This is a genomic window from Variibacter gotjawalensis (assembly GCF_002355335.1).
GTDB classification, from domain to species: domain Bacteria; phylum Pseudomonadota; class Alphaproteobacteria; order Rhizobiales; family Xanthobacteraceae; genus Variibacter; species Variibacter gotjawalensis.
The window spans coordinates 1,010,110-1,027,667 of record NZ_AP014946.1; the positions used below are offsets into that span (position 1 = coordinate 1,010,110).

Annotated in this window: 15 protein-coding genes and 1 tRNA gene; 9 read left to right on the forward strand and 7 right to left on the reverse strand. The window is 63.0% G+C overall.

The features are described from left to right. Positions 1 to 5 precede the first annotated feature (5 nt). Positions 6 to 2,198, forward strand: a complete 2,193-nt coding sequence (aceB, locus tag GJW30_RS04865; protein ID WP_245408661.1) for a malate synthase A — start codon at positions 6 to 8, stop codon at positions 2,196 to 2,198. Positions 2,199 to 2,285: 87 nt separating this feature from the next. On the opposite strand, the gene GJW30_RS04870 is transcribed toward aceB, so the two are convergent. Next, a complete protein-coding gene (locus GJW30_RS04870) occupies positions 2,286 to 3,113 on the reverse strand; it encodes an amidohydrolase family protein (protein ID WP_096358661.1) in 828 nt (275 codons plus the stop codon). A 75-nt stretch (positions 3,114 to 3,188) separates the two neighbouring features. Here GJW30_RS04870 and GJW30_RS04875 point away from each other — a divergent pair, with 75 nt between their 5' ends. Beyond that, on the forward strand, positions 3,189 to 4,145 hold the full coding sequence (locus GJW30_RS04875; RefSeq protein ID WP_157746690.1) for a Bug family tripartite tricarboxylate transporter substrate binding protein: 957 nt from the start codon (positions 3,189 to 3,191) through the stop codon (positions 4,143 to 4,145). 213 nt (positions 4,146 to 4,358) lie between these two features. Continuing rightward, positions 4,359 to 4,724 (forward strand): hypothetical protein, encoded by a 366-nt coding sequence (locus tag GJW30_RS04880; protein ID WP_096352377.1) that lies wholly within the window; start codon positions 4,359 to 4,361, stop codon positions 4,722 to 4,724. 70 nt (positions 4,725 to 4,794) lie between these two features. On the opposite strand, the gene dps is transcribed toward GJW30_RS04880, so the two are convergent. Then, positions 4,795 to 5,331, reverse strand: a complete 537-nt coding sequence (gene dps, locus GJW30_RS04885; protein WP_096352378.1) for a DNA starvation/stationary phase protection protein Dps — start codon at positions 5,329 to 5,331, stop codon at positions 4,795 to 4,797. 65 nt (positions 5,332 to 5,396) lie between these two features. After that, complete coding sequence (locus GJW30_RS04890) at positions 5,397 to 5,810, reverse strand: GFA family protein (protein ID WP_096352381.1); 414 nt, start codon at positions 5,808 to 5,810, stop codon at positions 5,397 to 5,399. Positions 5,811 to 6,129: 319 nt separating this feature from the next. Between GJW30_RS04890 and GJW30_RS04895 the strand changes: the two genes are divergently transcribed. Next, positions 6,130 to 8,556, forward strand: a complete 2,427-nt coding sequence (locus GJW30_RS04895; RefSeq protein ID WP_096352384.1) for an FG-GAP-like repeat-containing protein — start codon at positions 6,130 to 6,132, stop codon at positions 8,554 to 8,556. Between the two features lie 71 nt (positions 8,557 to 8,627). On the opposite strand, the gene GJW30_RS04900 is transcribed toward GJW30_RS04895, so the two are convergent. Both GJW30_RS04900 and GJW30_RS04905 read right to left on the reverse strand, forming a co-directional pair. Beyond that, positions 8,628 to 9,914, reverse strand: a complete 1,287-nt coding sequence (locus tag GJW30_RS04900; RefSeq protein WP_096352387.1) for a winged helix-turn-helix domain-containing protein — start codon at positions 9,912 to 9,914, stop codon at positions 8,628 to 8,630. Positions 9,915 to 10,010: 96 nt separating this feature from the next. Then, positions 10,011 to 10,421 (reverse strand): GFA family protein, encoded by a 411-nt coding sequence (locus GJW30_RS04905; protein ID WP_096358662.1) that lies wholly within the window; start codon positions 10,419 to 10,421, stop codon positions 10,011 to 10,013. Between the two features lie 86 nt (positions 10,422 to 10,507). On the opposite strand from GJW30_RS04905, the gene GJW30_RS04910 reads away from it, so the two are divergent. After that, the gene (locus GJW30_RS04910; protein ID WP_096352390.1) at positions 10,508 to 11,473 is read left to right on the forward strand and encodes a small ribosomal subunit Rsm22 family protein; all 966 of its coding nucleotides are present in this window, start codon (positions 10,508 to 10,510) and stop codon (positions 11,471 to 11,473) included. Between the two features lie 122 nt (positions 11,474 to 11,595). Here GJW30_RS04910 and murA read toward each other — a convergent pair whose 3' ends face one another. Both murA and GJW30_RS04920 read right to left on the reverse strand, forming a co-directional pair. After that, the gene (gene murA / locus GJW30_RS04915; protein ID WP_096352393.1) at positions 11,596 to 12,882 is read right to left on the reverse strand and encodes a UDP-N-acetylglucosamine 1-carboxyvinyltransferase; all 1,287 of its coding nucleotides are present in this window, start codon (positions 12,880 to 12,882) and stop codon (positions 11,596 to 11,598) included. Positions 12,883 to 13,070: 188 nt separating this feature from the next. Beyond that, positions 13,071 to 13,271 carry a hypothetical protein gene (locus tag GJW30_RS04920; protein ID WP_096352396.1) on the reverse strand — a complete coding sequence of 67 codons (201 nt, stop codon included), beginning with the start codon at positions 13,269 to 13,271 and terminating at the stop codon, positions 13,071 to 13,073. 71 nt (positions 13,272 to 13,342) lie between these two features. On the opposite strand from GJW30_RS04920, the gene GJW30_RS04925 reads away from it, so the two are divergent. From GJW30_RS04925 to kdpB, 4 genes are all read left to right on the forward strand, one after another. Next, positions 13,343 to 13,417 (forward strand) — tRNA-Thr (locus GJW30_RS04925). Between the two features lie 256 nt (positions 13,418 to 13,673). Then, the gene (gene kdpF, locus GJW30_RS04930) at positions 13,674 to 13,763 is read left to right on the forward strand and encodes a K(+)-transporting ATPase subunit F (RefSeq protein ID WP_096352398.1); all 90 of its coding nucleotides are present in this window, start codon (positions 13,674 to 13,676) and stop codon (positions 13,761 to 13,763) included. Between the two features lie 11 nt (positions 13,764 to 13,774). Beyond that, positions 13,775 to 15,466 (forward strand): potassium-transporting ATPase subunit KdpA, encoded by a 1,692-nt coding sequence (gene kdpA, locus GJW30_RS04935; RefSeq protein WP_096352401.1) that lies wholly within the window; start codon positions 13,775 to 13,777, stop codon positions 15,464 to 15,466. Between the two features lie 11 nt (positions 15,467 to 15,477). Continuing rightward, positions 15,478 to 17,550 (forward strand): potassium-transporting ATPase subunit KdpB, encoded by a 2,073-nt coding sequence (gene kdpB, locus GJW30_RS04940; RefSeq protein ID WP_096352404.1) that lies wholly within the window; start codon positions 15,478 to 15,480, stop codon positions 17,548 to 17,550. Positions 17,551 to 17,558 lie beyond the last annotated feature (8 nt).

Sequence of the window (17,558 nt, forward strand, 5' to 3'; positions counted from 1 at the left end):
GATTGATGGCCAAGGGTAAGCGTCGGGCCGGTAAGAAAGCCGGTTCGAAGAAGAAGGGGGCTGCGAAAGCGGCCCCCAAGAAGATGAAAAAGCTGACAGCGAAGGCTGCCGGCGGCAAGAAAGCCGCTGCGAAGAAGTCCGCCAAGCCGAAGGCCAAAAAGTCGGCTGTAAAGAAGCCGGCGGCCAAGAAGGTAGCCAAGAAGGTAGCCAAGAAGGCGGCGAAGAAAACCGTCAAGAAGCCTGCCGCGAAGACCTCCGCCGCCAAGAAGCCGGCTGCGAAGTCCGCCGCGAAGAAGGCAACGGCGCGCGCCGGCAAGGCGAAAGCCGCCCCCAAGAAAGTAGTTCCCAAGACAGTAGCTCCCAAAAAGGTTGCGCCGAAGAAGGTCGCCGCCAAAAAGGTTGCTCCGAAATCATTGAAGGCCGCGGCTAAGCCGGCCGCCAAACCGGCTGCGAAGCCGAAGGTGGCTGCCAAGCCGTCGAACAAGCCGCGTTCCGCAGCACGTCCGTCCGGCCGCAGCGCCGTCGGCGCCGTTGCACGGGCGCCGCGCGGCACCGCGAGCGGACGCAGCGCCAGCACGGCGCGCCGTCCGGCCGTCACCGCAACGCGCAAGCCCAAGAAGGGCGGCATCGCGATTTCGGGCCCGTTGGGAGATCGCTACGACGAGATCCTCACCGCCGATGCGCTGGAGTTCCTAGCCGGCCTGCACCGCAAGTTCGACAGCCGCCGCAAGGCGCTGCTGAAGGAGCGCGTCGCGCGTCAGGCCCGCTTCGACGACGGCGAACTGCCGGACTTCCTCGCCGAGACGCAAACCGTGCGCGACGGCGACTGGAAGGTCGCGCCGATCCCGGCCGATCTGCTCGACCGTCGCGTCGAGATCACCGGCCCGGTCGACCGCAAGATGGTCGTGAACGCGCTGAACTGCGGCGCCAACATGTATATGGCGGACTTCGAGGACGCCAATTCGCCGACTTGGTCCAACAACATCGAGGGCCAGATCAACATGAAGGACCGCTGGGCCGGGAAGCTCGACTTCACGGACCCGCGCACGGGCAAAGAGTACAAAGTCGGCGAGAAGACCGCGACGCTGATCATTCGTCCGCGTGGCTGGCATCTCGAAGAGGCGCATCTGAAGATCGACGGCCAGCCGATCTCCGGCGGCCTGTTCGACTTCGGCCTCTACTTCTTCCACAACGCAAAGACGCTGCTCGATCAGGGCACGCGTCCGTATTTCTACATCCCGAAGCTCGAGTCGCATCAGGAAGCGCGTCTGTGGAACGACGTGTTCGTCTATGCGCAGGAGCAGCTCGGCCTGCCGACCGGTCTCATCAAGTGCACGGTGCTGATCGAGACGCTGACGGCCGCGTTCGAGATGGACGAGATCCTGTACGAACTCCGCGAGCATATCGCGGGCCTCAATGCGGGCCGCTGGGACTACATCTTCTCCTTCATCAAGAAGCTGGCGAAGAACCCGAACTACATCCTGCCGGATCGCGGTCAGGTCGTGATGGGTAAGGCTTTCCTCGGTGCCTACGCGGCGCTGCTGGTCAAGACCTGCCACCATCGCGGCGCGTTCGCGATGGGCGGTATGGCGGCGCAGATCCCAGTCAAGAACAATCCGCAGGCGAACGACGAAGCCTTCGCGCGGGTCAAGGCCGATAAGGAGCGTGAAGCGCGCGACGGCCACGACGGCACGTGGGTCGCGCATCCGGATCTCGTTCCGGTCGCCAAGGAAGTGTTCGACCGCATGATGCCGCAGCAGAATCAGCTCGATAAGCTGCGTGACGATGTGCATGTGACGCGGGACGACCTGCTGCACATCCACGAAGGCACGAAGACCGAAGAGGGTTTCCGCCACAACATGCGCGTTGGTGTTCAATACATCGAGGCGTGGTTGCGTGGCCGCGGCGCGGTGCCGATCTACAACCTGATGGAAGACGCCGCGACGGCCGAAATCTCGCGTGCCCAGATCTGGCAGTGGATCAAGTACGGCGTCGAACTCGAAGGCGGCGCGACAGCGACGCCGGAGCTCTTCCGCGCTGCCATCGACGAAGAGATGGCGAAAGTGCGCGATGAGCTCGGAGCCGACTATTACGACAAGGGCCGCTTCCCGGAAGCGATCAAGCTGTTCACCGATCTCTCGCTTGCCGACGAGTTCGAGGACTTCTTGACGATCCCGGCTTATCGCATGATCGCGTAAGCGACCGATCGCGTGAGCGATCCGGCATTGCCGCAAGAAAAAACCCTCCGGCGGAAACGCCGGAGGGTTTTTGTTTTCGGCTTTATCTCAGCTCGGAAAACCGTAAAGTCTTGCCGGATTGTCGACGAGCACGCGCCGGCGGATTGCCTCGTCCGGAACCCAGTCGGCCAAGCAATTGAGCAGCATCATGTCGTCCGGCAGAGTCGCCAGCGACGGGTGCGGCCAGTTCGTCGCCCACACCATGCGATCCGGCGCGGCCGCGACGAAGAGGTGAACAAGGTCCGCCATGTCGTCGTAGCGCGGCGGCCCGGAACGCGAGCCCCAATACGGCGCCGAGAGCTTGAGCCAGACGCGGCCGGTGTCGAGCAAGCGAAGCAGCGCGCGCACCGCCGGATGATCTTTCGTCACCCCGCCTTCGAAGCGGCCGATGTGATCGACGACGATCTCGCCGGGCCAGCCGAGAATTTGGCTCTCGTGGGTGGGGAGCTGCGAGCCATCGAGCTGGAGCTGCGTGTGCCAGCCGACGGACTGCACGCGCCGAACGATCGCGTCGGCCTCTTGCCAACCGATTGCGCCACCTTTGATCATCGCGAGGCGCAGCCCGTGTATGCCCGCCGCATGGAGCGACTTCAGCTCGCTGTCGGCGATGTCGTCACGCACAACCGCGACGCCGCGCGCGACATCGCGGCCGAGCGACGCCATGCCGGCGAGCGTGCAACGATTGTCGAAGCCGTAGCCGGTCGGCTGCACGACGACGACCCGATCGATACCGAGTCTGGTACGGAGCGCTGCGTAGTCTTCGACCGCACCACGTGACGGAACATGCGCGCCCGCTACGGCCGGAAATTCCGGCAGATAGAAATGCATATGCGTGTCGCACAGGCCGGCAGGCGTTTCGAAGCGGCGTTCGGTCATTTTCTTTTTCGTGTTTGGAGCGAAGGCAAAGAATTTGATAGCGTTCGACCCAATCACAAAAAGAGGCGAGGAACCATGCTCCCCCAAATTCTAGCGCTCGCGCTTGCGCTGTTCTCCGTGCAAGCCGCATCGGCGCAAACGTATCCGACGCGGCCGATCACGATAGTGGTCGCTTTCGCGGCGGGCGGCTCGTCCGATCTGATCGCGCGCGTGCTCGCGCAGCATATGCGCACCAGTCTCGGCCAGCCCGTGATCGTCGAAAACAAAGGGGGCGCGGACGGCGCGATCGGCACCGAAGGGGTCAGCCGCGCGGCGCCGGACGGCTACACATTGATCCTCAGCACGACCAGCACGCACGCGATCAACCCGCTGCTTTACAAGACGATCAAGTACAATCCGTCGAAAGATTTCCAGCCGATCTCGCTCGTCGCGCAGTCGCCGAATATTCTCGTCTCCAGCAATGCGTTCGATGCGAAATCCGTCGCCGACGTGATCGCGCGCGCGAAAGCGAGCCCCGGAAAACTCAACGTTGCGACCGGCGCGACGATGCATCTGCTCAACGCGGCGATGTTCAAGAGCATGGCGAACGTCACGTGGCTCGACGTGCCTTACAAGGGCAGCGGGCCGGCGCTGAACGATCTCGTCGCCGGGCAGGTCGACCTGATGTTCGACCAATTGCCATCGTCGCTGGCGCAAGTGCAGGGCGGACGGCTGAAAGCTGTTGCCGTGACGTCGGCGAAGCGCACCTCGATTGCGCCGGAGATTCCGACCATCGCGGAAGCCGGGCTTCCTCAATTCGAGGCGACATCGTGGTGGGGTGTCTTCGCGCCGCCGAACACGCCGCCCGACATCGTCGCGCGTCTCAACGCGGCGGTCGCGCAAGCATTGAAGGAGCCGAAGCTGCTGGAAACCTTCCGCGCGATGGGGCTCGAGACATGGCCAAGCACACCAGACGAGTTCGCCAAACTTCTCGTCGACGAGAAAGCGAAGTGGCAGAAGGTCATCGCCGACAACAAGATCGAAGTGAATTGAAAGTTCGGCGGTATGGCTCGCAACGCGACTGGATGGCCAGACAAAATTGCGGTCTGGTTGAACTTAGCGACCGTCATCAGCGACCAAGCGGAGACCCTTACGCGCGTTGCTCCAGGAGCGTCGCCAATGAAGAAGCCACTTTTAGCATCGTCAAACCCATATAATTCTTACACTGCAACCGCGGCTGTGTTCTGCACGGGTTTGCTCTGAGCCATGACGATAACTTTCATCTGGTTGTTCGAATGGCCTACGGCGCGGCTCGTCCAAGAGGGTCATGCGCTGCAGGAGCGAGACATCTGGCTGTACGATGTCCTGCCGATCATCGTCGCGGGATATCTTATGGGCTTCGTTGCGATGATGTTAACGCGCTTTCTCTTTCCACGCGCGCGATCAAAACCGATTCTCATTTCGGTCGGCGTATGCGCCGGCGCCGTCGGACTGCTTCTGATACACCTGTCTCTCGTCATTGCCGGCAGAATGCCAGACCGCGATATCGGCTCTCTCGGAATGATCTTGATGATCGTTGTGGGGGTCGCGACATGGTCGGCCATTCGCCCTGCTTTCGCGGAAGAATGTTGATTTCCGCTCAAAGAAAGCGCCGCCGAGGATGTCCACCGAGCGGCGCGTTTTGATTTCAGCTAAGCTAACGTTAGCTGTTGCCGTCGCGCATGTTGCCTTGCGGCTCCTGCACATGCGCTTCTAAGAACCAGAGCTGCTTGTCGACGGCGCGTGATACATCGGTGAACAAATCGGCCGTGCCCTTGTCGCCGGCATCGTCGGTTTCATCGATGCTCTTGCGCACGGCATTGCCGTAGGCTGCGTAGCGATCGATCAACGCCGCCAGGTGGTCCGCGATGGCGTAAACGTCCAGCGGATACGGCGACAAATTGGTTTCCGACCCGACGGCCTGCGTCGTGCCGCGCGCCGTACCGCCAAGCTGCGTGATGCGTTCCGCGACCGTGTCGTTGAACTCGTCGAGCTCGTCACGAAAACCATCAAGCATCTTGTGGATTCCGATGAAGCCGGGACCCTTAAGATTCCAGTGCGCCTGCTTGACCGCTAGGGCGAGGTCGATCCCGTCCACCAGTCTTTCCTGCAGTGTTGTGAGGGAAACCTTGAGGGCATTTCCCTTCAAGCCGTTTTTGGTTTGATGAAGCTTTGCGGTCTTCGCGGCGGTCTTGGCCATGGGCGTTATTCCTGCATTGTCAGCAGGTCCATAACCCGGTACCCGAAGCGAAGTTCCGCCGGGAGCTATGATCGCCCCGGAGGCAAGGCTTCGAACGCCGGCATACCGTCCGGGATGTGATGGAACGGCGCCATCTCGCCCGTAAAGATCGCGATCGCGGGGCCGCCGAAGTCGGCCGGATTGTCGAGCGTTCCGATTTTGAGCACGACGGCGGGCAGGCCGGGCCGCCGCGTCGTCAGATGGGTTCCGCATTCGGCGCAGAACTCACGTGTCACTGCGTTCTCAAGGTCCGGGCGCTTGAAGGTCTTCGGCTCGCCCTTGGTGAAGCGGAACTCGTCCGGTTTGACCAGCATGAAGAGGTTCGGTCCGCCGCCGCTGACATGTTGGCAGGCGCGGCAATGGCACTGCGCTTTGAGCAGCGGCTTGCCGCCGGCCTCGTAGCGGACGGCTCCGCAATAGCATCCACCAGTCAACGCCATGGTGTCCTCCCAGGATGGCTACAGCAGCCTAGTCCGGGTTGGCCACCGCGCGCACGTGAATTGACCTCAGGCCTTCCGTGAAATCGGCTCAAGCCGGCGGGGGACGATTCCCGCGTTGTGCAGCGGCTAGAATCGGCTGGAAATTTCATGGAGATTTGCTGCAAGCGTCCCGTGAAAATCCACTAAGTATTTGATTTCGTTGCATGTCTGCCGGATAGCCGTTTCCGGCGGACATCAAACCAACTCTGTCCCTCCCGCGACCTATTGGCATCGCAACCAGCGCAGAAAGCGCATCCGCAAAAGCGGACCGGAGGGACCAATGACAAAAGCTACTGGGCTCGATCAGCTGCACATCGAAATGATCAACCGCGCTCGCATGGATCCGTTGCAGGAGATGCGTGACGCCGGCCTGACCTCGCTCAATCAGGGCATCGACACGACGAAGCTCCCGACGATCAGCGATGCGCCGAAGCAAGTCCTCGCCGGCAACGACCAGCTCGCTGCGGCCGCGACCGGCCACACGAACTTCATGGTGGCCAACCAACTCTTTAATCACGATGGCATCGGCGACGGTACGCCGACGTCCCGTATCGCGGCCGCCGGTTACCTCAACAACACGGCTGCTCGTAACGAGAATTTCGGCGTTGCAAACTGGGAAGGGCAGTTCACTCCTCAGCAGCTGGCGCAAAAGCTGGCTTCCGACAATCACCTTGGTCTCTTCAACGATCTCGGTGAAGGCATCATTGGCGACAAGGGCGGACACCGCGTCACCTACCTCGATCCGGATCTCAAAGAGGTTGGCGTTGGAGCGTCCTTCACCTCGAGCCCGACACCGAATGGGATTCTGGGTCACTACGTGATGACCGAGAATTTCGGCGCCAACAGCGCGAAGTCGTTCCTGACCGGCGCCGTCTACAACGACACGGTCGTCGTTGATAAATTCTACAGCCTCGGCGAAGGCGTCGCCGGCACCACCGTCAAAGTCTTCGATAAGTCCGGCAACCAGATCGGCACCGACTCGACGGGCGAAGGCGGTGGCTGGTCCGTCGCCGAAGATGGCGGCACCTTCAAGGTGACGTTCACGCAAGGCGGCAAGGACATCTCGGCGACGGTCGAAGCCGGCTCGCTCAATGCCAAGGTCGACCTTGTCAACGGCACAGATATCTACGCCAACGCCAACGCGACCCTCGGCACAGGCGCAACGAACCTCCGTCTGCTCGGCGTCCAGAACATCAACGGCACCGGCAACGGAAGCTCGAACACCCTCACGGGCAACAAGGGCGACAACGCCCTCGAAGGCCGCGGCGGCAATGACACGATCGATGGCGGTGACGGCGTCGACATGGCGATCTTCAGCGGCGCGCAGTCGAACTACAAGATCACGCTGCAAGCCGGTGGCAAAGCCATCATCGAAGACAAGGTCGGCGGTGATGGCATCGACACCATCGTCAATGTCGAGAAGGTGAGCTTTGGCGGCAAGATTGTCGACTTCAGCAGCCTGAAAGACTCGGCGGGCCCGGCAGCGAACACTGCTCCGGTGGTGACCGTGAAGAGCTTCAGCGTCGACACCCACGATACCCAGTCGCTCGCGTCGTTCTTCACCGCAACGGACAAGGATGGCAACGGAACGATCACGCAGTACGCCTTCAAGGATGGCGGCACGGCGAGCGGCAAGATCGTCATCGATGGAAAAGCTCAAGCGGCCGACACCTGGATCATCGTCAACGCGAAGGATCTCGACCAGGTGAAGTATGTCGCCGGCGCGACCGTCGACTCCGAGAAGATCACCATCAAGGCTTTCGACGGCCAAGCTTGGTCGACCGAAAAGGCCCTGACGGTCAGCACGACGGCGCGCGCCGTCAGCGACTTCGGCGACAACGGCAAGTCCGACATTCTCTTCCACAACGACAAAACCGGCGAAATCTCGACGTGGCAGATGAACGGCTCCAGCGTCAATCTGGCGAAGGCTATCGCCGGCATGAGCTCGACCTGGGATGTGGCAGGCGTCGGCGACTTCAGCCGCGACGGCAAGGCTGACGTTCTGTGGGAGAAGAGCGACGGGTCGCTCCAGCTCTGGCAGATGAACGGCAGCACGGCGACGAGCAAGGTTACGCTCGCCAGCAAGGCCGACGCCGGCTCTCACGTCGTCGCGGTTGCCGACTTCAACGCGGACGGCAAGGCCGACATCCTGTTCAGCACCGACACCGGCAAGGTTTCGGTGTGGGAGATGGATGGCTCGAAAATCGTGTCGAAGGGTGTCGTCGGTTCGGCCGGCACCGGCTGGCTCGTCGAGGACGCGGCCGACATCAGCGGCAACGGCAAAGCCGACGTCTTGATGCGCAACACCAACACGGGCGACGTGAAGGTGTGGCTGATGGACGGCAGCACCAAGACGCTCGAAAAGACGATCGGCAATGTGACGAAGGACTGGGCCTATGTCGGCTCGGGTGACTTCAACGCCGATGGCCACGACGATTTTGTTTGGCAGAAGACGGACGGCAGCGTCCAGATCTGGCAGATGGACGGCACCACGGTCGACTCGAAGGTCACGATCGGCAAGGAAGCGTCGAGCGCGTGGCACGTCACCGACATCGGCGACTACAACAACGATGGCCATGCCGATCTTCTGTGGCGCCACGAGACGAGCGGCGCGACGAAGATTTGGGAGATGGACGGCAACACCGTGTTGTCGAAAGAAGCGATCACCGGCGCAACCACGCTCGGTGCCGACTGGCACGTCGTATAACGCCAAGACGTTAGCGACCGAGGTGATGGCAGTCCGGGCCAGCGGGCTGCCGTCATCGTTTCTACGCCTCGTTATGGGTCCGAGACGCGAAAGTTTCCGATCGCAACCAGCCGGCAGTCCTGATCGGCACTGCCGCATTTCTTCATCGCACCATCGATCGCGGCGGCTTCGTCGGCTGCGCTGCCGATAGCGTGCCATTGCGTTTTTCCCTGCGCGACGGCGCGCCATCCCAGCGTCGCATAAGCGCGCGCGATCTTATCGCGCTGGGCTGCAGGGATTGCCTCGTCGGACGCCGGCAGAAAATATCCGACGACCTTGCGCGAGCGCGGGACTTCGACGGTGGTCTGATCGTCGATGGCGAGGATGAAGCATGGGCGGCGCCACAGATAGCGGCACACGTCGAAGCCGACCCGATAGGCTTCCGTGTAGGTGCGGCGGATCGAGCGATACCATTGCCCTGTCGACGACACGAAGATCACGCGCGAAAGCCGCTCAGGGATTTCGCGATCACGCAAAACGCTTCGGTCGCGCTCGGACCAAAATGTGAGGCGATCAACCTCAAGCGGAGCGAAAGGGCGCGTGCGCAAATCTTCCAGCGGCACTTGAAACGCCGCCGGCATGACCACGGTCGTGCCGCTGGCATAGAGGAGACAAAGCGCGTTGCGCGGACGACGTTCGTCTTTTTCGCACAGAGATAGAGCGGCGCGCTGTGCTTCGTCGCGGTTTGCCTGGCGATCCGCCACGTAGGCGCGCGAGGCGGTCAGCGCGATGGCTTTGTGGTTCGGACGCGAGGCGTAACTCGTGAGCTCTAGGCGCACCACGTCTGTCGCAAGAGGAACGCGGGCCGCATCGAATGGAGGCTCCGGCCAGAGTGCGATGACGCAAACGACGACCAGCATCAGGGCGGCGATAACCGCGGCGATGCCGCCGACGATCCGGCGGTTGCGCTGCCACCAGCCTGCCGGCGCGGCGAGCGGCACCGTATGGCGGACGGGCGCAGTTTCGGCTTGAGATTCGGCGGGGATTTGCTCCGGCTCGGTGGCGTCAGGTTGCTCCTCGACCTCGCCGACGAAGCGGAAACCCTTGCGATTGAACGTCCGGATGAGCTTCTGCTCTTCGCCGTTGTCACCGATGGCGGCGCGTGCAGCCTTGAGATGCGAGTTCAGCGTGGCATCGCTGACGACACGACCGTCCCAAAGTTCTTTCAGAAGCCGGTCTTTGCCGAGAACTTGGTCGCGGTAGCGAATGAGAGTGACCAGGAGGTCGAAAGGCAGCGGCCCGATCTGGACGGTTTGGTCGTTTCGTAAAAGCTCGCGGCGATCCGTGTCGAGCGTGCAGTCCCCGAAACGATATCGCATGCGCCGCTGACCGCTGTCCTAAACCGAAGGCCGCGCGTCCTTGGCGGCTGCGCGCGGAGTTTCAACGCAACGGTTGCGGAAAACAAGGCCGCCACCTCAGGTCGGCGGCGGCAGGCGATCGAACGTTTTGAGGCCGGCGTCGATGTGGTGGTACGGCTGCTTGTCGATGGTGAAAACCGCGATCTCCGGCCCGCCATAGGCTGCCGGTTCGTCCAGAGTGCCGACTTTGAGGATCACCGCCGCGACGCCCGGCCGGCGTGTCAGGATATGGGTGCCGCAGGTCGGGCAAAATTCCCGCGTCACCGGCTTTTCGAGGTCTTTGCGCGCGAACTGCTTCGGCGTCCCGGCTGTGTAGCGGAAGCCGTCGACCGGCATGCGCATGAAGAGGTTCATCGAGCCGCCCGAGATGTATTGGCATTGGCGGCAGTGGCATTGCGCCCTCATCATCGGCTCGCCCTCAGCGATATACCGAAGCTCGCCGCAATAACATCCGCCCTCGAGTTTCATTTTTATCTCCTTGCACGGCATCTTACGGACGTGCGCCGATCGCGCAAATTTTGCTCATCGGTGCGATCCGCGTTACCTGATGCGCGATGGAACTCCCCACCGCACTCCGCCAGGCCGTTGACGCAGCGCTCGAAGGCGCGTTGCTGACCGAGCTTGCCGCCGCGAGTACTGAACTCTCACGCCGCTACCGCGCCGAGATCCGCGACGGCCGCTTCCATGTTTTGGATGAACTGGCAGCGAAAGCGTATCTCGCGACTCGGTTGCCGGCGACGTATGCGGCGGCGCGCGCAGCGCTCGGGGTCGTCGCAGATGAGCATCCCGATTTCACGCCACAGACATTGCTCGATGTTGGTGCGGGGCCCGGGACACTTCTCTGGGCCGCGGCCGATTGCTGGCCGTCGTTGAGAGAAGCGACGCTGGTCGAAGGCTCGCCCGTCATGCGTGGATACGGCGAGCGATTTGCCGCATCGCTCGACGTTGCGACGACATGGGAGGCGCGCAATTTTTCCGCCGCGCTCGGCGCCGCTGGGACTTTCGATCTCGTGACGTTGTCATTCGTGCTCGACGAGCTAGATGACACGCAACGCGATCGTCTTGTTGCCGAGTTGTGGCGTCATACGGCCCGTGTCCTCGTGATCGTCGAGCCGGGGCGGCCCGCCGGTTGGCAGCGCATCTTGCGCGCCCGCGATCGGTTGCTTGAAGCCGGCGCGCACATCGTCGCGCCGTGCCCGCATACGAGCGAATGCCCGATCAAGGAGCCGGACTGGTGTCACTTCGCCGAGCGTTTGCCGCGCTCGCGCATCCATCGTCTCGCTAAGGGCGGCGACGCGCCGTACGAGGACGAGAAATATTCGTATGTCGCAGTCTCGCGCGCGCCGATGCATTTGCCGAAGGCGCGCATTCTGAGCTCGCCACGTGCGGGCAGTGGCAAGGTCGCGTTGAAACTTTGCGAGAGCGACGGCGAGGCGCGCGAGCGTTTAGTCACCCGCCGCGAAGGCGAGACTTATAAAAGCGCGCGCCGCAAAAGCTGGGGCAATGCGTTGGACTTGTGAGACGCATTAGTCTTCCGTCATGGCCCGGCTTGTCCGGGCCATCCACGACTGGGTTGAGTTCGCAAGAGAGTAAGGCGTGGATGGCCCGCATGAAGCGGGCCATGACGACTGAGAATGTTGGTTCAGCTGCTCAGCCGCTCGACATGCGCGCCGCAGGCCGAGAGCTTCTCTTCCAGCCGCTCGAAGCCGCGATCGAGGTGATACACGCGGTGCACGATCGTTTCGCCTTCGGCCGCGAGCGCTGCGATAACCAGTGACACCGAAGCGCGCAGGTCGGTCGCCATCACGGGCGCTCCCTTGAGCTGCGGCACGCCGTCGATGATCGCCGCATCGCCGTCGAGCCGGATCTGCGCGCCGAAGCGGGCGAGCTCCTGCACGTGCATGAAGCGGTTCTCGAAGATCGTCTCCGTGATGCGCGACTGGCCACCCGCGCGCGTCATCAGCGCCATCAGCTGCGCCTGCAGATCCGTCGGGAAGCCCGGGAACGGTTCGGTCGTCACCGTGACGGGCGCGATGCCGGCGCCGTTACGCTGAACGCGGATACCTTCGTTGGTGGTCGTAATCTTCGCGCCGGCTTGCACCAGCGTGTCGAGGCCCGTTTGCAGAAGCTCGGACCGCGCGCCTTGCAGCATCACATCGCCGCCCGCCATCGCGGCCGCCATCGCGTAAGTGCCGGTCTCGATGCGATCCGGCAGCACGGTGTGATGCGCGCCGTGCAGACGCGAAACACCGTCGATGACGATGCGCGAGGTGCCGGCACCGGAAATCTTGGCGCCCATCTTGTTGAGGCAGTCGGCGAGATCGACGACTTCCGGCTCGCGTGCCGCGTTGTCGATCACCGTCGTGCCATGCGCGAGCGTCGCCGCCATCAGCGCCGTATGCGTGCCGGACACCGTGACCTTTGGGAAATTGATCTCGCCGCCGCGGAGACCTTTCGGCGCGCGCGCGATGACGTAGCCGGCGTCGATCTCGAGTTCGGCGCCGAGTTTTTCGAGCGCCATGATGAGCAGATCGACCGGCCGCGTGCCGATCGCGCAGCCGCCCGGCAGCGAGACGCGCGCCTCACCCATGCGGGCGAGAAGGGGCGCGATGACCCAGAAACTGGCGCGCATCTTCGAGACCAGCTCGTAGGGCGCCGTGGTGTCGACGATATGCGACGCAGAAATCTGCAGCGTTTCGCCGTGGCCCTTCTGGCCGGCGCGCTTGCCCGCCGTCGTGATGTCGACGCCATGGTTGCCGAGAATGCGCTGGAGCTGCACCACGTCGGCGAGGCGGGGCACGTTTTCCAGGATCAGCGGCTGGTCGGACAGCAAAGCCGCGATCATCAGCGGCAAGGCGGCGTTCTTTGCGCCGGAGATCGGGATAGTGCCGTTGAGCTGAGCGCCGCCCGTGATGCGAATGCGATCCATAAGGTCCCCGAATCTGTGCACTTCTTGCACGCGAGTGGATACCGGCCCGCGCGTAAAAGAAATGCCTGCGTCAACATACCGGAGCGGCCGGAATCAGCGGCGCTCCGTAACCCAAGGCCCCAAGCGCCGTTCGAATACGGCGAAAGGCGGGATCGAACCAGCCTCCAGCCGCGCCAACGCAGCAAAAGTCAGGCCTTTTCGCCACCCTGTGGCGGATCGGCATCGCTTTCGCTGGTTTTGTCGCTGTCACGGCGACCGCGCGCTTGCGCTTTTCGGCGCTGCAGATTGACCCGCAAGGCCTTCTCAAGCCGTTCTTGCCGCTCGCGTTTTAGTCGATCGTCCGCCACCGGAAACTCGTGCCACGAAATCTCGCCTCGTGCTTGCGCCATTCTCCGCCTTGTGGCAAGCATCGCGCCGTCTCGGCGACCTCAAGCCCGCATGCGGCCCGGCGCCCCGATATGCTGCCGTAGCTCAGTGGTAGAGCACTCCCTTGGTAAGGGAGAGGTCGAGAGTTCAATCCTCTCTGGCAGCACCATCTATCTTGTTGAACGATAACGGGTCTGTCGTAAATCGCTCCTAGTCTAGCGACGTGGCTCAGCCACTTTACGCTGCCTTTACGGCCGCCCGCCGTTTTCGAGATAGCGCCTTTACGGCCATGAGCCCCACGTCTTCCTTCAACCAACAAGGAAGACTCCCATGCTCACCGACATCCTCTTCTTCGCGGGCGGGCTTGCCGCCTTTGCTCTCGCCGCCGCCGCCGTCCGCGGCGCCGAACGCGTTTGAGGCGCGCCATGATGTTCGATCTCGCTTTGGCCCTCGCCTTCTCGCTCGGCGCGCTCGTCTATCTCTTCGTCGCGCTGCTGCGTCCTGAGCGTTTCTGAAAGCTCCGTTCATGATCAACGATCTCACCCAGGCCGCGCTCTTCGCGGCGCTTCTGGTCGCGCTCGCGATCCCGCTCGGTCTCTATATGGCGCGCGTCTTTACGGGCGACATGACGTTTCTTGCGCCCGTTGAACGCGCGTTGCTCGGACCCGCCGGCGTCAACACGGGAGAGGGGCAGCACTGGACGCGCTATGCGCTTTCGCTGATCGCCTTCAACGCCGCCGGTTTCGCGCTGCTCTTCGTTATCCTGCGCTACCAAAATCTTCTGCCGTTGAACCCGCAGGGCTTCGACGGCATGTCGGCGCATCTCGCCTTCAACACCGCGATCTCATTCGTCACCAACACGAACTGGCAATCCTACGGCGGCGAGTCGACGCTCTCGCATTTCAGCCAAATGGCCGGCCTGACGACGCAGAACTTCGTTTCGGCGGCGAGCGGCATGGCGGTGGCGGCCGCCGTCGCGCGCGGTCTTGCGAGCCGCCAGCAACGCACGATCGGTAACTTCTGGGTCGATCTCGTGCGCGCAACGCTCTACGTGCTGCTGCCGCTGTCGATCATTCTCGCGATCGCGATGGTCTGGTTCGGCTCGCCGCAGACGCTTGCGGCGTCGGCCGATGCAACGACGCTCGAAGGCGCAAAACAGACGATTGCGCTCGGCCCGGTCGCGAGTCAGATCGCCATCAAGCAGCTTGGCACCAACGGCGGCGGCTTCTTCAACGCCAACTCGGCGCATCCGTTCGAAAACCCCACCGCGATCTCGAACTTGATCACGATGATCGCGATCCTGATCATCCCGGTCGCCTTCTGCTTCACCTACGGCCGGATGGTGCGCGACACGCGCCAAGGCATCGCGCTGTTCGCCGCCATGGGCGTGCTGATCGTTATCGCTTTTACCGGCCTTTACGCGGCCGAGCGCTATGGCAACCCTTCGATTGCGGCCTATGCGGATCCCGCCGGTGGCAGCATGGAGGGCAAGGAGGTGCGCTTCGGCATCATCGGTTCAGTGCTGTGGGCGGTCTCGACGACTGCCGCGTCGAACGGCTCCGTCAACGCGATGCATGACAGCCTGACGCCGCTCGGCGGTCTCATCGCGATGCTGAATATCCAGCTCGGCGAGGTCGTTTACGGCGGCGCCGGCGTCGGCCTCACCGGCATGTTGCTGTTCGTCATCCTGACGGTGTTCCTCGCCGGACTTATGGTCGGACGCACGCCGGAATATCTCGGCAAAAAAATCGAAGCGCGTGAGGTCAAGCTCGCCGCGTTGACGCTGATGATCATGCCGATCGGCGTGCTGGTGCTGTGCGGACTCGCGATCTTGGTCGGCACCGCACAGTCGTCCGTGCAGGACGCCGGGCCGCACGGCCTGTCGGAGCTGCTCTATGCGTACTCGTCGGCGACCGGCAACAACGGCTCCGCCTTTGCGGGCTTCAATGCGAATGTCGGCTGGCACAATGTGTTTCTCGGCATCTCGATGATGCTCGGCCGCTTCGGCTACATCATCCCGATCCTCGCCATCGCGGGCTCGCTCGCGGGCAAGAAGACCGCAGCCGCATCGGCCGGCACGTTCCCGACCCACGGCATCGTTTTCGTCGTGCTGCTTGTGGTCACGATCCTGATCGTCGGCGCGCTGACATTCCTGCCCGTCCTCGCCCTGGGTCCGATTGCCGAGCACGTCTCGATGCTCGCCGGCAAAGTGTTCTGAAAGGTGCTCTCATGAGCCAGTCAACAACGAAGACAGTAACAACGAGCAAATCTGCAACGTCCGAAATCGGCCTGTTCGACGCGGCAATCTTGCGCACGGCGGCGCTGCAATCCTTCCGCAAGCTCGATCCGCGCGGGCTTGTGCGCAACCCGGTGATCTTCGTCACCGCGCTGGTCGCGGTGCTGGCGAGTATCCTCGCGCTGCGCGATCTCGCGCATGGCGCACCGAATGCCTTCGTCGGCCTTCAGGTCGCGATCTGGCTCTGGTTCACGGTGCTGTTCGCGAATTTCGCCGAAGCAGTCGCGGAAGGCCGTGGCAAAGCCCGCGCCGACGCTTTCCGCGCCACGAAGTCGAATGCGCGCGCAAAGGTGCTGATCGATCCGGCGCGGCGCGAGCTTTTCGAACTCAAGGATCTCGACGAAGTCGAGGTTGGTGACATGATTCTGGTCGAGGTCGGTGACACGGTTCCGACCGACGGCGAGATCATCGAGGGTGTTGCGTCCGTCGACGAAAGTGCGATCACGGGCGAAAGCGCGCCGGTGATCCGCGAGTCCGGTGGCGACCGCTCGTCGGTGACCGGCGGCACGCGCCTCGTCTCCGACTGGCTCGTCGTGAAGGTGACGGCGAAGCAAGGCGAAACCTTTCTCGACCGCATGATCGCGCTCGTCGAGGGCGCCAAGCGTCACAAGACGCCGAACGAGATCGCGCTCGATATTCTTCTCGCCGGCCTGACGCTCGTGTTTCTGTTCGTCGTCGTCACGCTGCCGATCTTCGCGTCGTGGACATCGACCGACATCCCGGTGATCTATCTCGCGGCGCTGTTCGTGACGCTGATCCCGACCACGATCGGCGGCCTGCTGTCGGCCATCGGCATCGCCGGCATGGACCGGCTCGTCAAAGCCAACGTCATCGCGAAATCCGGCCGTGCCGTCGAAGCGGCCGGCGATATAGATGTGCTGCTGCTCGACAAGACCGGCACGATCACGTTCGGCAACCGCATGGCGGATGCATTCGAGGCGCTGCCGGGTGTCGGCGAACGCGAACTCGCGGAAGCCGCCGTGCTGGCATCGCTTGCCGACGACACGCCGGAAGGCAAATCGATCGTCGACCTCGGCCAGCGCAACTATTCGGTCGCCGCGCAGACGCGTGACGGGATCACCTTCCTTCCCTTCACGGCGCAGACACGCATGTCCGGCGCCGATCTGCCGGGCGGCTCGGAAATCCGCAAGGGCGCGTCCGACGCGATCCTGCGCTATGTCGGCGGCAAAGCCGATGCGGCGCTCGATGCGATCGTGCGCAAGATTGCGATGTCGGGCGGCACGCCTTTGGTCGTCGCGCGCGACAAGCGTGTGCTCGGCGTCGTTCACCTGAAAGACATCGTCAAACCCGGCATTCGCGAGCGTTTCGCCGAGCTGCGCCGCATGGGCATCCGCACCGTGATGATCACGGGTGACAATCCGCTCACCGCCGCTGCCATTGCGGCGGAAGCCGGCGTCGACGATTTTCTCGCCGAGGCAACGCCTGAGCGCAAGCTCGAGCTGATCCGCAAGGAACAAGCCGAGGGCCGCCTCGTCGCGATGTGCGGCGACGGCTCGAACGACGCGCCGGCGCTGGCGCAAGCCGATGTCGGCGTCGCGATGAACTCGGGCACACCGGCCGCGAAGGAAGCCGGCAACCTCATCGACCTCGACAGCGACCCGACGAAGCTGATCGAGATCGTGCTGGTCGGCAAGCAACTGCTGATCTCGCGCGGCGCGTTGACGACATTCTCGATCGCCAACGACGTTGCGAAATATTTCGCGATCCTGCCGGCATTGTTCGTGACGGCGTATCCTGGTCTTGCCGTGCTCGACATCATGCGGCTCGGCACGCCGCAATCCGCGATCCTGTCCGCGATCATCTTCAACGCGCTCGTTATCGTCGCGCTGATCCCGATCGCGCTGAAGGGCGTGCGGTATGTGCCGGCCTCGGCCGCCGCATTGCTGTCGCGCAATCTCGCCATCTACGGCATCGGCGGTCTGATCGTGCCGTTCGTCGGCATCAAACTCATCGACATCGTCGTCGACTTTCTACGCCTCGCCTGAGGGAGAAC